The organism is Cytobacillus sp. T106 (genome assembly GCF_040492155.1).
Classification (GTDB): Bacteria; Bacillota; Bacilli; order Bacillales; family Cytobacillaceae; genus Bacillus_AB; species Bacillus_AB infantis.
This window is the reverse complement of record NZ_JBEUMK010000018.1, coordinates 20218-36231: the sequence shown is the minus strand read 5'-3', so window position 1 is coordinate 36231 and position 16014 is coordinate 20218. Positions and strand designations below refer to the sequence as shown.

The following is a 16014-nucleotide window of genomic DNA, read 5'->3' as shown; positions in this document are numbered from 1 at the left end:
CTTAGCAAATTTTGATATGAAAGATTTTAGTTCTTTAATTTCAGAAATTGTCGGTTATGATGAGTGTGAAACATTATCTATACCGGAATCTTTTCTTTTAACCAAATAAGCATCTTAGTGTCATTATTTTTATTCTGACGCTTGCTTTCTTTTCGTATATAACGAGAAAGGGTTGTATGGGCAATGCCTATTTCGCTGGCTGCCTGACGGATGCTAATGCCTAAAGAGTCGATTGTTTCTTTCATTGTTTCAGGGTCCAAGGTAATATTTTGCTGATTATCTATAAAGTGAAAGGACTGCTGTTCAAATTTTGCATCAAATTTAATTTCATTATTTAAGTCTGCAGCCTCCATCTTTGTTTCTATTTCTTCAAGGTATTGTTCTTTGCTGTCAGAATGAATGGAGGAACTATAGAACGCAGGGAAAGAATCCGATTGGCTTATCTGATTCATTTTTTGGATGATTCGCTCATCAACCTGTTGGTGTTGATTTTTATAAAGCCCTAGGTTTTTTTGGTTTTCCTCCACTACCAAATCTGTTGGCAAAATGGTGACATTGAGTTTAGACCAGTATTGGTTGAGCCATCCTTTTTTTCCAACCTTGGTTTCATTAACTTCTTCCGAGTAAGACCAGGTCTTAATGACCTCATCTTTTTGCAGCTCATCTAATATGGTTTCAAATTTATCCCTAATTTGCACGCCATTATAACGTGATGAAATGTCCATTACTTTTAGCAGCGTCGATACTTTAAATGGCTGCTGGAGAGATCGCTTAATGGTTCTGATTTTCCACTGGAAGTTTAGATACCTTGCCAGACGCTTCTGTTCTCGTTGAGTAAAATGGCTGTATTGAAAGACTTTAAGGTCCAAAATACCAATGGATTGGTTAGGGCCGACTAAGTAAGGAGTAAGGATAGATGTCGGTTTTACCTGAACGGCATAGATTCCTTTTCCTTCACCTGTCTTTTTATCGTAAGCTACTCTAATCTTCCCAATTTCAAACATCTTTTGAAAGTCTTTGAACTTATAAAGTTCATTATCTTGTATTTCTGCAGTATTAATAACCTTGACTTTTTGCTCACCTAAAGAAACCCATATGCTAGAAAGGGCAGCCACACGTTTCATAATATTAAAACGGTCCTCTTCCCGGAAATCTAATTCTCTTCCTTTAGAGGTTCGTTTTTTAACGTTCCTGAGGCGTAAAGCATCGTTGCTGTGGAATTCTATAAATCCATCACTGGTTTTGGGAGACACCATCCAAAGGTATGTAATCAAATCGAACAAATCGGCTGTCATTTCATCCAAGGAGCTTAAAGTGGATTCTATCATTTCAAGCCACATCGCTTGCTGATCTTTGCCTACTCCAGCCAATTGCGATTCAAACGGCCTGAGTTCAGCGAGTCCTCTGACATTGCCTCTATTATCAATAATTTCACTTGTCAAAAATCCCGGTTCGACTTCTTTAAATTCTTTTTTTTTCGTCACGATGTCTCTCATCAAGTGATAGTCAATATCCATGCTGCCATAAATAAAATCCCGTTCGAGAGCCTCATCAATTTTTTCTTTGTTCATGCTTATTTTAATTTCATATTCGGGAAAGTCAGTTATCAAATGCTCTGTCAGCAAGATTTTTATGGTCTCCTTGTATCGACTGACTGCTTCCTGAATCATTTTTTTGGTGATTAGCTTTTCTGAGTATAGAGTCTGTGTAAAAAGAAAGAACAAAGCCCGCAAACTCGCTTTCATGGATTTACCAGGAGCCTGCTTTATCATCTCTTCTTCCGTCATTCCATATGCTTCTTTTTTCCATTCGGTCAGTATGTAGGGACGATCTTTAAATAGATATTTCACTTCTTCGAAAATAGATATTTTTAAATATTCATAGTTCAGAGTCAGATGGTCAGGTAAATCCTCATATTTCATTAGCGAGACATCCTTTCTGAAATAAGATAACGGAATAAAACCCATATTTAAATGCACCATATGATAATCATTATAACAATAAATCATGCTTATTTGGGATGAAATGCACCAAATACTACACAGGTTACGCACAGTATTAGAAAATGCACCATTCAGTAGTACTAATTTCATTTTCTAATAAACACAGAACTAATAATAATATAAATTCCGCGCATTATTAGTAGGAGCCTTTAAAAATATAAATGCACCAATATTTATTTTGGTGCAAAATATGTGCAGAACCTGTGGAGGATGAAATACTATGGCTTTCAACTTTTAATTGGATTCTACGAGGTAATACCATATTGATGTTGCAGTTTAGAAGGAAAATTCAAAGTTGAGCGGAACCTGTATATCAAAAATGCACCAGAAAACACTTAGTTGAGCGGAACCTGCCTACTATCACTAAACATATGTCTTCTTATTAACCTTGATATCAGTGGGTTTGTTTTAAATTCTTATAAATATGAGAGCAGATAAAATGCACCATTATGTGATTTTCGGAATGAAAGTTGAGCGGAACCTGCATAATAAAAAAAATGGAACTTTTTTTTCAGCCCTTGAAGCTCTAGGCTTCGAGTGCCTTTTTTTTTTGGTGCATTTCTCTTAGAGAGCATCCTTTTTCAAAAAACGATTTCGATATACTAGTTTCAACAAAATCTAACACATAGGATGTTTCGAATATTTCGGAAGACTGACATGGGCTGTTACGAATCGAATGAAAAAGAAGGTGTGACACTTGAGCATTTCTACGGATAGCATGGCTGCAAAGACCGTTATTTCTCCTGTCGAAATTATGCAATTCATGACACATAACAGTCTGCACATGTATAAGCAGAGAGGATCCAGAGAACCTATACATAGAATACAAGCCTGCAAGACAGAGCAAGATATGAATCCGGGCCGAAAAGGAGCGGTCTTTGTATCACCTTCAAAAGCCGAACTTGCAGAAGGAAAAGGATATATCATTACTTCGTATGAAGCGCTAAGGGATAAATACCGGCATTTGACTCACTGGACGCCTAATACATACCGCGGAGGCACCTATTATGATTTTAAGAAGCGCATCATTAAAGGACATGTGCGAGAAAATCTTAAGCAGATCAATGTCATAGGTTTTGACATCGATACAAAAGAAGTTGATCTTTATGCACTGTATTTAGGCTGCGAGGAGATAGGTCTTCCCCGGCCCAACCTTCTTTTGGAAACACCAAGAGGGTTTCAATGCTTTTTTGTCCTGGAATCGCCTTTTTATATTCATAAACAAAAAGATTACAAGTCTTTAAGGGTAGCAGAACGCTTGACTGATAATATCCGAAAAGCTTTATTGAAGTATATACCGCTTGATTTGAATTGCACACCATTCGGCTTTTATCGTATACCATCAGAAGACAATATTTTGGACTTCTACGATCAGCCAGCCAATACCGTACAGCTGATTTCCTGGTCGAAACAATTTGAAGAACAGGAAAAGGGTGCCTTCCTGCAGCTGGTGCAAAACCCGAACGGTAAGGAATTGGCTTATACGCAAACAGACTGGTATCATGCCCTCATTAACGCTCGAGACATTCAACAAGGTTACCACGGTGCGAGCCGAAACAATGCCATTATGACACTTGCCTTGGCCAACTATGCCAGTGGAAGGGCATTTGAAGAGGCCTATGATGAACTGGATGAATTCAATAGCCGCTTGTCCCAACCTTTGTTGAAACGCGAATTTGAACGGATATTAAAAAGTGCCTATTCCGGCAAGTACAAAGGCGTAAAGCGCTCATATGCCGAAAACTTGCTTACTCTATGGACAGATGGAAAGGCGAAATTCCAAGGCCGGGAAGGGTGGTATAAATTTAAAAAAGACCGGGAGGTTCGTGAGAGGTCCCATTACGAAGAATGGGAAGAAGACATTCTAACCTATATCCAAAAACACCTAAGCCCTGAAACGCCGTTTTTAGAGGCTTCTTTGACGACGCTTGCCAAAACCTTCGGACTGGCCGTTTCTTCTCTTAAAGAAGTGATTAAACGCTCTAAAAGTATTGTAAAACGCACCAGTGGACGAGGAAGGGGAGCGATTACGAAAATTAGCAGCCGGAGCATGATTTTCAAGTATTTACTTCATTTGCGGAGGAAGCAGATCCAGCAGGTCCAACTGTCATTTGCTGAACTGCTGCCTAATCCTTTTCATTTCCCTGCAGGCAAGCCATTAGAATTCCCTGCGCTCGATAGTTTGCTGCACGCTGAAATGGACAAGCTGCTCCGGTCTGAATCGCAGCCTTTATCAAGGTCCGGTTAATGAGCCAGTCTGCCAATACATGTCTATAGTATCCTTTTCCTGGCTCTGACATTGTAACTGCTTAATGTTTCTATTTTAGAATTACTATTATTAGTTTTTTTATGCATGGGAGTTCTGGATGTATTTTAATGTTTTACTATTCTTTTGATCATCCTTATAGGTGATGGATATAAATCTTATTTTTTTGAGTAACAAAGATTCAATTAATACTTTTCTTCGCCAGGTTTTTGTAGTTGTATTAGTTTTCAATATTAGTACGAATGTATATCATTAACCTCCTAAAAAATGGGACCTGCGTCCTGTTGTATATTATTCCCAAACTGTTAGTATAGAGACAAATAGACATTTAATTAATTGTTAATTAATACTATTCCTTACTTTTAACATCTAATTTACTTTTTTGGGTGCTCAAACCGGGGCCGGTCCTGCCAAATGGTCACGGATCGATAGAGCGTTAATCCGTGACCATTTGGCAGGACCTTAGATAATTAACCCACTTACCTGATTTCAAATGATATTAGTAGTGGGGGGAGTGGTGAGTAGTAAGTTAGAGAGTAAGTGAGTGTGTGTGTGTGTGTGTGTGTTAAGTGTGAGTGTGAGTAGAGAGTAGTGAGTAAGTAAGTGAGTGTAAGAGAGAGTAAGTAAGTTCAAGAGAGTGAGTTCAAGTGAGTAAAAGAGTAAAGTTCAAGGGATAAGTTCCAGGGATTTTGAGTGGGTAGAGAATAAGGTTTATGGTGTAGATCGGAGTTAGAAAGATGGTTTTAGTTTTTTGGGGGCAATAATGTAATTGATAATTTGATGATTTTATTGAGAATATCTAGAGGAGGGTGAGGCTGTTTGAGGTTCCATTTGTTGCCGTTTTTGATACCTAGCGAGGGGAAAGTTTATGAGCTTAAGACAACGATGGATTCTAAGATCTTGTATTTTAAAGATGAAACTGCCTGGGCCACAATGCTGAGCTTTTTGCAGCGGCCATGGTACAGGAGAATTATTAAGCAGGAATGGATTAGTTGGGAGATCGTTGCCACTAAGAATGATATCCGGTTCTTTGTTTGGGTTCCGGATGAACATATTGGAAAGGCGTTTAAAAGTAAGTTTTACGCAGAGCATCCGGGAGTAGAAATTTTTGAAGTTCAGGACCATACCATTGATTTCTCTCGTCCTCATGCTGGAACCAAGCTGTTCACTGAAAGCCACTGGACTGTCCCGATTAAAACTTATCATAACGAAGTGGTTGATACGCAAGCAGAGTTAATAGAGTTTCTTGATAGTCTGGAGGATGACCAGGAGATTCATATGCAATTTCTGGTCAAGCCAGCTTATGGAACAGAGAAGAGTTTTAGAGGTATTGTTCGCCAGTTTCATAAGCAGGGGGAAAGGGATGAAACTCTTCAAAAGGATAATGAGCTTTATTTGTCAGCTATTGAGGGCAAATCGACTAGAACATTGTCGCGGCTTGGAATAAAGGTCGTTGCATTTGGCCGGGATCAGAAGGATGCAAAGCTGTTAATAAAAAGCACGAAAGGTTCCATTGGTACATTCTCCAGTGGGCGCTTGAATCAGCTATATGGTCGTGAGTGGTGGTGGTTCCGTATTATCCGTCCTTTGTTTAGGTGGGAGTTTCGTAAACGGATTTATTCAATGGAGAGAAAGAAAAAGCATGTTGTTTTAGGAACTGAAGAAATGGCTGCCATCATGCGGCTACCCAGTGAAAGGGTTCAAAATAATAAGTTAAACAGGCTGAAAATGCGATTTACCCCTTTGCCCAAAGAAGTGAAACAGGCATCATTTGATCCTAATCTGGCCATTCCACTTGGTACGCACAGTTATCATGGCCAGAACTATCCTGTCATGTTTGATCTTGGTACATTACGATATCATGCAGCTTTTATTGGAATGTCGGGGATGGGAAAATCGACAGCTATGTATAACTTGGTGGAGGATTTAATTAATCTTGATGGCGCAGGAAATGCAATCGGTGGGACAGTGATAGATCCTCACGGTGATTTATGCCAGGACATTGCAGCTAGGATTCCTCCTGAAAAACAGCATCTGGTCCGATATATAAAGTTTTCAGAAGGTGAGATTCCCTTCAATGTTTATGATGTGGACTTTACGACAAGTGAGGATAAAATTGCTCAAACAGTTGCAGATGTTTTAAAACGGACATGGAAGGATTTTTGGGGTCCGAACATAGATGATAACTTTCTTAATGGCGGCATTGCGCTGCAGCGAATAGGGGAAGCGAGTTTGCCGAATCTACAGAGGTTATTGAGCGACCCGGATTATCGTGAAAGTGTGCTTGAAAGATTGAATAGAGAAGATCCTATAGAAAACGATCTATATCTGTATTTCTCGAATTTACAGGGGCTTCAGGACCGGGAGCTTCAGCAAAAAACCAATTCCACGCTTAATAAGTTAAGGAAGATCACTTTATCGGGAGTTTTGGGGGAAATGCTGCGGGCTCAAACCAATGGATTGCGCTTCCGCGAAAGTATGGATCAGGGCCGAATCACTCTTTTGGATTTGTCTGAACTAACAAGTGATGAAAAGAAGCTAATTGGATCTATGTGTCTGACTTTTGCAGAGCTTGCAGGAAAAAGCAGGGCTGATACCCCTGCAGCAGAACGAGATCAATTACCTTATCATTTTGTAATGGTTGATGAAGCCCCAACTTTGATGGAACATAGCACAGATGCAATAGAATCCTTTGCCTCCGAACTCCGGAAATATAAAACGTCTATCATACTTGGTATGCAAGGCTTGAAAGGGCAAGTGCCTTCCGAAGTATCGGATGCCATCTTTCGGAACTTCGGAACCTTTGTTTCACTAAGGTTAGGAAACCCGGAGGATGCCCAGGCTGTCAATCGCTCGATGCCTTCAGAGGTTTTAAATGATAGTGATTATCTTAATATTGAGCCGTTTCATGGTTATATGAGAATGCAGGTGGCCAATGAGCGTACACGTCCTTTCTTACTTCGGATGAAGGCTCCTGGAGCTGCCCTTTATGAAAGCTCTATCCCCGAAATGAAAAAACGGACGATTGATGAAGCCATGGAGTATGAAAAGAAAGATCTCTCCTCTGGTTCAGAACTTAAATCAGCCGAGGAAGAAAGAGAAATTATGCATGATATTGATTCTGTATTGGTCTCCGATGAAGTTGCCGAGGCGGAAATAGAAGAAGCTGCGGCTGCTATTGAAACTATTGAGGATGAACCTAAAGAGGGTCATGTATTGATAGGAAAAGAACATTTGAGTAAAGTGAAAGGAGTGGAAAATGAAGAATCCGAAGAAACAGCAGGAAAAAACACAGTGGAACATTCCTTGTTAAACGAAGATCAGGTGCAAGCGGAAGTTGAAAAAGAACCTAATGAAATTTTAAATCAGCTTGATGATCGAGAAGAGAGGGATTCGGATGATGAAAAGAAAAAAGAAATCAGCATTGATGATTTGTTGGTGTAGGGGGATTTTTTATGGTCAAAAGAATTGGAGAAATAGAGGAACAACTATTCGTTTCATTACATGATCTTGTATTTGCAGATGTGGAGTATCTTGAAAAATATATATTTGTTCATGCTGACGGAAAACCATACTCCAGAGCGTGGATATCGCGTCAAATGAAGGCATTAGAAGGAGAGGGGTATATAAAGTCCTTCCCGGTAGCTAAAGCGTCTACAAGAGGAAATGACAGGCTGGTGTACACCTTGGATACCAAAGGGGTCCAAGAGGTGAAAGAGATTTTAGGCGAAGCTGATTGGGATGCGCGCTGGACGCAGCGAACCCCAACCTATGTTTTTCATTCACTCAGGATGTCACATATTCAGGCAGCTTACGCTTCCAGTGAAGATGAATTGTTTACTTTCAAAGAATATTTCTCTGAAAGGAGAGCCTTTCGGAATTATGGTGAAGTTTCGAAGGATAAACAGGGGAAGGATCGCCAGTCTTCAACAACTGTGATTCGTCCGGATGGAGCTTTTGTTTTGGAGCGTACAGTGAATGAACAGAAAGTACAAATTCTATTTTTAGTTGAGCTAGAAAGAAGCCGGCAGCGAATTGATGTGACCATGAATAAGGTACGGCGTTACAACGAGTATGTGAGAAAAGGAACCTTCAAAAATGATGCTATATTCGGGGAAGCTATCAGAATCGTTCGTGTGCTCTTTGTTTCAAACAATGAGACAGAACGAAATCAGTTAATGCTCAATGCGAAAAAAGCTGATTCGAGAGAGTTAGAAAAGATTGGCGGATCACTACTTTTTGCCACGTATGATGATGTTATATCCACTCCGTATGGTACTATTTGGAAATCGTCTAATTCTAGTGATCCAGAGAAACTTTACAGCTTGTATAAACGTATAGAATAGAATAATGTAATTTTTTGTAAATCCATGAAAGGAGGTGATAAAGTTTGGGCTATAAGGTTAAGCGTGGTTCCCCATCATCTGATAGTACCCTTAAAGAAATGTTGCTCTCTTTTGGCAAAAGACTGCTTGGATTTTTCTTAATATTCGCATTAATTATATTGCTGGGCTATTTTCTGTTTCAATTTGCGTACAATCAGTATCCTCCGTTTGCAGAAGCGGCAGACGATGTAATCGGGTGGGTGAAATATTTTTACGCTGAACATGGAATCTGGGCCACTATCGGCCTATTCATCTTCGTTTGCATTGCCGTTTGGGCGCTAGGAGAAGAAGCCAAGAAAAAAGAGCGCAGGAAACAGACGATGAACGAGATGATGAAGTAAAGGAGGGCAAGCATGAAAAAGCGTGAATATCCGAAAACGGTATTCAGGAAGAAGTTGATAAAGGGTGCTTTTTGGACAGGATTTACGCTCGTGTTGTTCCTTTCCGTTGTTGCCATTGTTCGAGTAGGCAATGCTGGGGCTGGATCGACTGAGGCAGATGCGCAGCCAAAAGAAGAAGTAAAGAAAGTTAATCTTGCAGCTGGCGAAGGTGGCCAGACATTCGCCGAGAATTTTGCGGTCCATTATTTTGATTGGGAAAACACGGATAAAGCCAGACAGAGCAGGGTGGAACGTTTATCGCCATTCCTTGCCAGTGGATTAGATGAACAAGCTGGGGTAGCTTTTGAAGGCATGCAATGGAATAGTAAGCTGGCAAAGTCTCAAATTTGGAAAGTAGAAGAGACTGGTGGAGATTCAGCGCTAGTCACGCTTCGCATTCTGCACGGATTGTCAAAAGTAACACCTCCAGACCCAAAGGCTGTAGAGGTAGCGAAAAAGGAAAAGAAGGAGCCGCCAAAAGCAAAGGAAGAGAAAGCAGGACCATATGAAAAATATTTTGTCGTTCCTGTTAAGACCGATGGCCAATCGTTTGTCGTTAATAAGGTTCCATACTTTGTTTCTAAGCCAACAAAGCCCGTGTTAGCTGCTGACATAAACCTTAATGAAGAGGGGGAGGTTAGTGATTCAGAACTTCAGGAGGAAGTAAAAACCTTCCTCGACACCTTCTTTAAAGTTTATACAACCGGTACTCCTCAAGAGTTGTCTTATTATGTTAAAGAAAATGATGTTCAATCCTTGAATGGCATCATGACTTTTCAAGATGTGAAAAAATTCATAGTCAAAGAAAGCCAGGATAAGAGCAATTTTGATATTTTTGCGGATGTTGTCTTTGTTGAGAATCAATCGAAAGCCCAAGTTGTCTATCCTTATCATATAACTGCCACCAAGGAAGAGGATCGCTGGTTAGTAAAAGAGATTGATCACCAATAATCAGGAGGATGATAGAGAATGAATTTCGGAGAAAATATTCAAGAATGGTTTTCTACTCAAATTGGTGCTTTGTTCTTGGTCATTATCGGGGCTGTCGCAATTTATTTTTTGGTGAAAAGGGAGTTTTCTAAGTTTGTAGGATTTGCCGTATTTGCAATGGTTGTAGGGGTTTTCGTGTTCACGCCGGATAGTGTAAAAGATCTTGGGAGTAAGCTCTGGGAAACCGTTTTTGGAGCGTAATCTATGAAGCCTAAAATTCTAAGAACCTACAACAGTGTCTGGAAAGTAGAAAAAGTATTGTATGGGATTCAAGATATCCCTCTGCCGATACCTCTCACGTATCGACAGATAGGATTCTTTGCAGGAGGATTCATTTTAGTTTGGTGCCTAAACCGTATCCCCCCTCTAAGTTTAATTGATTTAGGGTTGATTGAGTACATCTTTTTGCCGGGCTTGTTTTCCTGGTTTTTCACGAAACAATTACTTGATGGTAAAGCGCCGCACCGATTCTTTTTGCGGGTGGCGCAATACCACTTAGATCCGCATTACCGTAATCGCTATAAAGAGATAACCAGCAGCAAAAAGCCTTACAAGTATGCGAGTCCTATAAGTTACCGTGAGTTAAGCTATCACGAAAAGGAAGGTGAAGCTGATGAACATCGAATTTCCGGTTAAATACTTTGAAGACAACCTTGTATTTGCTCAAGATGGATCTTGCTGGTCGTACTATCAGCTTGCTGGATATAATTATGATTTTCTTGCTGATGATGAAAAAGACTATATTTTCACTAAGATAAAAGCCTTTTTTTGGCAAATCAATATGGATACACATATGCTTGTTGTTCCGAATTTTCAATCCATTCAAGAAAAGCATGAGAGATTTAAAAGCAGATTATCTGGACCATTAAAAGAAGCAGCTAAAAAACATACTGATGATGCAGCCATTCAATTAGAACGGCTGCTCGGAAAGGAAGGGACAGAGTACCGTTTCTATATCGGTGTGAAACTCCCAAAACCTGAGAATACAAAGAAAAATTCGTTTCTGAAGGATCTAAAAGAAGCCTGGCAAGAATTTATTGGTGGTGTCAATGCAGCATCTGGACTTGATACGCCAGATATTATAGAAGGTGAGATTGATCGTTACAGAAAAGCAGAGCGCCGAGTGTATAACAAGGTCCATTCTCGCCTTAAAGCCGAGCCGGTTAATGAAGAATCCATTCAGTGGCTGATTAGGCGTAACTTCTACCGAGGGATTGGAAAGGCGCCTCTTATTAAAAATTGGAGCCCGGCATACACTGTCCATCATAAAGAGTTTGAAGATGGAAACATAACGGTACGTCGCCCCTTATATCATGATGTGCTTCGGTTGACAGAAGGGTTTGTTGACGATTCTCCTAAACGCAGTCTGATCTTAAAGCAAATTCATGAAGGTGATGAAAAAGAAGGGCATGTTGCATTTTTGACCATTTCAAATGTTCCTTATGAGATGGAGTTTCCTAATGAGGAATGGATTTATAGTATTCAGAGCCTAGATTTCCCTGTAGAAATCAGCATCCGTACAGAGACCTTAGAGAATCGAAAGGCTTTGTCTGCCGTTCGCAACAAACAAAAGGAGTTAAAGGATCAAGATCGACATGCGCGAGAGACAGGGAATGATACGGGGCTAAATGTTCTTGAGGGGAGACAGGAAGCTCATGAGTTAGAGGCGCACTTACAGAAGTCAAGAATGCCCCTTATTAAAACATCAATTATTCTCTCTGTTTCGGCTCAAGATGAAGATGAACTTAAGCGCCGTTGCGATACGATTAAAGATCATTATCAAGATATGATGTTTCAGGTCGAGCAGCCCTACGGGGATCAGTGGTTGGCCTTCAATGAATTTCTTCCTGGGGCCAAGCGATATGTGAAAGATTACATTCATTATATGGAGCCAGCAGCTGTTTCAGGCGGTATGTTTGGAGCGACTAAACAGCTAGGGGATGGTGAAGGTTTCTTTGTTGGAACGACAGGTATTCTCGATCAACCTGTCTATATTATGCCAAACCGCGCGGCTCAAGGAATTAGAGGAACAAAGACTAATGCACTTTCAGCTGCATTCTTAGGTTCATTAGGAGGAGGGAAATCATTTAGCTCCAACTTAATTACCTATCTTTCTGTTCTGTCGGGCGGTAAAGCATTAGTGATTGACCCTAAGGGTGAGCGTGGTAACTGGGGGGATGATCTGTATGATTTATCGGGGCATGTTAACATCATTTCCCTTTCTACTAAGCTAGAAGATAAAGGGCGTTTGGACCCCTTCTCAATACATGAGGACATTAAAGAATCTATCACACTGGCATTGGATATTCTGACATTCCTTACAGGTGTGCGGTTGGATGATTCTCAAAGATTCCCTAAACTGACACATGCAGTCCGGACAGTTGCAGAAGCTGAAAAGCCTTCTTTGACAAAGGTTATGAACGAGTTGTTAAACAGTGAAGATGAAATAGCGAGACAGCTAGGAGAGCATATTCGGTCATTTAGCGAATTATCGTTTGCACAGCTGCTTTTCGGAGATGGGGACCGCCATTCGGCCATCAGTCTTGAGACAGCATTAAATGTACTGCAGATACAAAACTTAGAGCTTCCTGCGCCAGACACTAACCCGGAGAAGTACAGTCTATCTGAAATGCTGTCCGTGGCCATGATGCTTCCTATTTCATCTTTCGCATTAAAATTCATTTATTCAAACCGCAGCGTTTTCAAGGTTGTGCTGTTGGATGAAGCATGGGCCGTTTTAAATACCAGCCAGGGAAGCCATTTGGCTACACGAATGGTCCGGGCGGGGCGCTCAATGAATGCAGGTATTTACTTTGTTACTCAGAATGCGAATGACTTATTGGATGAAAAGATGAAAAACAATATTGGTATGAAGTTTGCTTTTCGCAGTACCGATCCGAAAGAAATTGAAAATGTTCTTTCCTTATTAAATCTGAAACATACTGAATATAATGCTTCCACGTTAAGGGAGCTTCAAAATGGGCAATGTCTATTCCAGGACATTACGGGCCGTGTTGGGGTCGTATCTGTTAACGCATTATTCACAGACTTGTTCGATGCCTTTGATACACGACCACCATCTGAAAAACAGGAAGAAGAAAAGTTGAGTCATTATGCTGGGCAGATTGCTCTTGAAAAAGAGGACGATGAGACAGAGACGGAGGTGTTTATATGAGGAAAGCTTGGTTGCCCGTCGTTTTGTCAATCGTCTTTATTGTTGCTGTAGCTTGCAGCAACAACGGCCAAGGGCCGTCTAATATTCCAATCGAATGGGTTAAAGCGGAAGTTCAAAAAGATCAATCTAAAATGCTGAAACTTCTTAATGAAAAATCTAAAGCTCTCGATCCCGAGGATAAGGCAGATAATGAACTCGTGATAGAAAACTATAAGTTAACCGAGTGGAAAGTTAATAAAGATCGCTATTTTTACGAAGTGATTTATGAGCATCCAGAAAAAGAGAGTATGGTTACTGAACGGATGGAAGTAATCAATACTGATAGTGGTTGGAAAAGGACTTCGTATAGTGACCTTCGGAACTTTGAAACATTGATCGGTGACCTTAAGCCTGAAGTGCTAAAGGAGTTGCATAAGTGATGAAAAAAGCACTGAGAGCATTGGTTGTTGCTGTCTTTGTGCTTGTTTCAGTGCAAATACCTGCTTCAGCTGATAGCTTGCAAGATAATCTTGTTCCTCAAGATCGTGAAACAGGAGCGATTGGTGAAGTTCAACTTGAGTATAACGAATATCCTCAACATCATTACGAATTAGACACCTATGTAGATACTGCTGGAGATTGGATGCCTTGGAATTGGGCTGATGGAGCAGGTAAGCAAATTTATATTGCACTGATGGAGATCGTTAACGCTATTTGGCAGCTCAATATTTTACTGGCGAATTTTACGATGGTGATTGTACAAGAAGCTTTTCAGCTAGATTTTGTTTCAAACGTAGTCGATGAAATTGGAACATCTATACAAAGCATTGCGGGCTTTGGTTCAGGTGGTTTTTTATCAAATGGACTTTGGCCATTGCTGATTACTTTTATCTTATGTCTTGTAGGAACATGGGCTACCTATGTTGGAATGGTTAAACGAGAGAGCAGTAGGGCGTGGGGTGGTTTAATTTCTGCTTTAGTTATATTTGTTTTCTCACTAGGGTTCTTTTCAAACGCAGGTAAAGTATTAGGGGGCTTAAACGAATGGTCTAGCCAACTTCAAAGCGATATTTTGGGTGTTTCTGCAAGTATCGTTAATCCTGGTTCTTCTTATTCTTCAGAGGAAGGGATTGCGACTGTCCGCAATCAGATGTTTGACCTGATGGTCAAGAAGCCATATATGCTAATGCAATATGGTACTACATCAGTAGATGAGGGACGGGTTGATAAGCTGCTTAACATCGATCCGATTCTAAATGCTGAAGACAGAGAACAGCAAGCTAAAGAAGAAGTTGAAAATCAAGAAAATACTATGATGTCGATTGATGGAATTGGTCAGCGTTCAGCCTTTGTTCCGTTATTGTTCATCGGCAATACAATCATAGGTGTTTTCCTTTTAATGATTTCTGGTTCTATTATATTGTTCCAGCTTGTTTTCTTGGCACTAGCGCTTTTTGCGCCAGTCCCACTTTTAATGGCCCTAGTGCCGCGTTGGCAACAGACTGCCGTAGATTGGGCAATGAAATTACTTCATGCGCAGTTGATGAAAATAGCCATTGCCTTGCTTCTCACTATCTTGTTTGGGATTTCTGCCATTCTTTATCGTGCGACAGAATCGTCAGATTTAGGTTACTTAGGGATGATGATCCTTCAAATTATATGTTTTGTAGGTATTTGGGCAAAGCGAAAAGATTTGTTTAGTATGGTGTCTACAGCTGCAAATAATGTTCAAAGTAGCACTGGCCAGACGCTTCAGAGCTATAAGCAAAAATATAGTCAGGCCCGGAACAAGATGCGCCAGGGTAAAGACTGGATTGACGGAAAGAATGGACGAGTACACAATCAACCATTGACTAATCGGAATAATGGTCCTAAACCTCAAGGGAAAATTGGACTTGCGGATCGCAAAAATCAGCTGGGTCAAAACAAGGAGCAATTAGCTTCAGCAGCTGCAGGAGCAGCTGCGCTGATGGATCGGGGAGGTTCAGAATTTCAGGAAGGCCAAGAAGGATATAAGAATCAATTGCATAATCGCGCAAATATAGAAAATGCCCCTAACAGCAATAATCTTATGGAACGGCAAAACGGTTCGGGTACTCCGGAAAGTCAAAGGGAATCAGGTAATACCAATGTGACGAACATTGATGATTTACGCCGACGCCGTTTAGGGACCGATAACGTATCAAATGCTCCTTTGGTCGATCGTCAGTCATTAAGGGATGCACAACGTGAATCAGCAGCATCTACGGAGCGTCCAAACTTCCAGGATGCCGACCTTGTTGAACGTCAGCAGTCTGACCGTAATGTTAATCTATTAAATCAGCACTCTCACCAAGATAAATTAAATCAGCGACAAGAAAATCAGCTTACAGAGCGCAGGGGATTCGAGAATACAACGGAACAAAGAACTTCGCAAGATAACATTAATCGTAATGTCGCCAATAACCAAAATTCAGAGAGAAATGTTCAGGAAACAGTGAACAGAAATCAGGCATCCAATGAAAATTCGGAAAGAAATATTCAGGAGACAGTAAACAGAAATCGAGCATCGAATGAAAGTTCAGAGAGAAACATCCAGGAAACCGTGAATAGAAGTCACACTTCCAATGAAAATAACAGCAGAATCACCAATGAAGTTACAGAAAGAAATGATAGAGTGACAGAAAACAATGTTACTCAAAGAAATGAAGAAACCACTCGTCAGAACCGCGAGCAGGTAAATGTTAATCGGATAATAGAAAATGCCAGACAAAATGATAGGCCGATAACCCAATGGGAGGCCGAGCAACAGATTAATGCTAATAGGAATAGGGAGAATCGAAACGAGGAATAAGGA

General features: G+C 40.5%; 11 protein-coding genes. 10 read left to right on the top strand and 1 reads right to left on the bottom strand.

Translation table 11 applies throughout. The features are described 5' to 3' along the window. Positions 1–77: 77 nt before the first annotated feature. Positions 78–1922 carry a helix-turn-helix domain-containing protein gene (locus ABU165_RS21975; RefSeq protein ID WP_318060959.1) on the bottom strand — a complete coding sequence of 615 codons (1845 nt, stop codon included), beginning with the start codon at positions 1920–1922 and terminating at the stop codon, positions 78–80. 1045 nt (positions 1923–2967) lie between these two features. Between ABU165_RS21975 and ABU165_RS21970 the strand changes: the two genes are divergently transcribed. The 10 genes from ABU165_RS21970 to ABU165_RS21925 all read left to right on the top strand — a co-directional run bounded on the left by ABU165_RS21970 (position 2968) and on the right by ABU165_RS21925 (position 16011). Next, positions 2968–4251, top strand: coding sequence for a primase C-terminal domain-containing protein (locus ABU165_RS21970; RefSeq protein WP_353762690.1), 1284 nt, complete (start codon positions 2968–2970; stop codon positions 4249–4251). A gap of 837 nt (positions 4252–5088) precedes the next feature. Continuing rightward, positions 5089–7713 carry an ATP-binding protein gene (locus tag ABU165_RS21965; RefSeq protein WP_318061003.1) on the top strand — a complete coding sequence of 875 codons (2625 nt, stop codon included), beginning with the start codon at positions 5089–5091 and terminating at the stop codon, positions 7711–7713. Between the two features lie 11 nt (positions 7714–7724). Then, on the top strand, positions 7725–8615 hold the full coding sequence (locus ABU165_RS21960) for a replication-relaxation family protein (RefSeq protein WP_311226044.1): 891 nt from the start codon (positions 7725–7727) through the stop codon (positions 8613–8615). A 44-nt stretch (positions 8616–8659) separates the two neighbouring features. Beyond that, positions 8660–8995, top strand: coding sequence for a hypothetical protein (locus ABU165_RS21955; protein WP_318061002.1), 336 nt, complete (start codon positions 8660–8662; stop codon positions 8993–8995). A gap of 12 nt (positions 8996–9007) precedes the next feature. Continuing rightward, positions 9008–9985, top strand: coding sequence for a conjugal transfer protein (locus tag ABU165_RS21950; RefSeq protein ID WP_318061001.1), 978 nt, complete (start codon positions 9008–9010; stop codon positions 9983–9985). A gap of 18 nt (positions 9986–10003) precedes the next feature. Continuing rightward, positions 10004–10225 carry a hypothetical protein gene (locus ABU165_RS21945; RefSeq protein WP_224905745.1) on the top strand — a complete coding sequence of 74 codons (222 nt, stop codon included), beginning with the start codon at positions 10004–10006 and terminating at the stop codon, positions 10223–10225. Positions 10226–10228: 3 nt separating this feature from the next. Beyond that, the gene (locus ABU165_RS21940) at positions 10229–10660 is read left to right on the top strand and encodes a conjugal transfer protein (protein WP_094769639.1); all 432 of its coding nucleotides are present in this window, start codon (positions 10229–10231) and stop codon (positions 10658–10660) included. Further along, the gene (locus ABU165_RS21935; RefSeq protein WP_318061000.1) at positions 10638–13199 is read left to right on the top strand and encodes an ATP-binding protein; all 2562 of its coding nucleotides are present in this window, start codon (positions 10638–10640) and stop codon (positions 13197–13199) included. Before ABU165_RS21940 ends, ABU165_RS21935 begins: the two co-directional genes overlap by 23 nt. Further along, a complete protein-coding gene (locus ABU165_RS21930; protein ID WP_318060999.1) occupies positions 13196–13618 on the top strand; it encodes a hypothetical protein in 423 nt (140 codons plus the stop codon). Before ABU165_RS21935 ends, ABU165_RS21930 begins: the two co-directional genes overlap by 4 nt. Then, a complete protein-coding gene (locus tag ABU165_RS21925; protein WP_318061006.1) occupies positions 13618–16011 on the top strand; it encodes a CD3337/EF1877 family mobilome membrane protein in 2394 nt (797 codons plus the stop codon). The genes ABU165_RS21930 and ABU165_RS21925 overlap by 1 nt, the downstream gene beginning before the upstream one ends. Positions 16012–16014 lie beyond the last annotated feature (3 nt).

Bases quoted from the DNA above. Each gene is read 5' to 3' on its own strand.
- ABU165_RS21975 (WP_318060959.1), bottom strand. From the start codon at position 1,922: ATGAAATATGAGGATTTACCTGACCATCTGACTCTGAACTATGAATAT.
- ABU165_RS21925 (WP_318061006.1), top strand. From the start codon at position 13,618: ATGAAAAAAGCACTGAGAGCATTGGTTGTTGCTGTCTTTGTGCTTGTT.
- ABU165_RS21950 (WP_318061001.1), top strand. From the start codon at position 9,008: ATGAAAAAGCGTGAATATCCGAAAACGGTATTCAGGAAGAAGTTGATA.
- ABU165_RS21945 (WP_224905745.1), top strand. From the start codon at position 10,004: ATGAATTTCGGAGAAAATATTCAAGAATGGTTTTCTACTCAAATTGGT.
- ABU165_RS21960 (WP_311226044.1), top strand. From the start codon at position 7,725: ATGGTCAAAAGAATTGGAGAAATAGAGGAACAACTATTCGTTTCATTA.
- ABU165_RS21930 (WP_318060999.1), top strand. From the start codon at position 13,196: ATGAGGAAAGCTTGGTTGCCCGTCGTTTTGTCAATCGTCTTTATTGTT.
- ABU165_RS21935 (WP_318061000.1), top strand. From the start codon at position 10,638: ATGAACATCGAATTTCCGGTTAAATACTTTGAAGACAACCTTGTATTT.
- ABU165_RS21940 (WP_094769639.1), top strand. From the start codon at position 10,229: ATGAAGCCTAAAATTCTAAGAACCTACAACAGTGTCTGGAAAGTAGAA.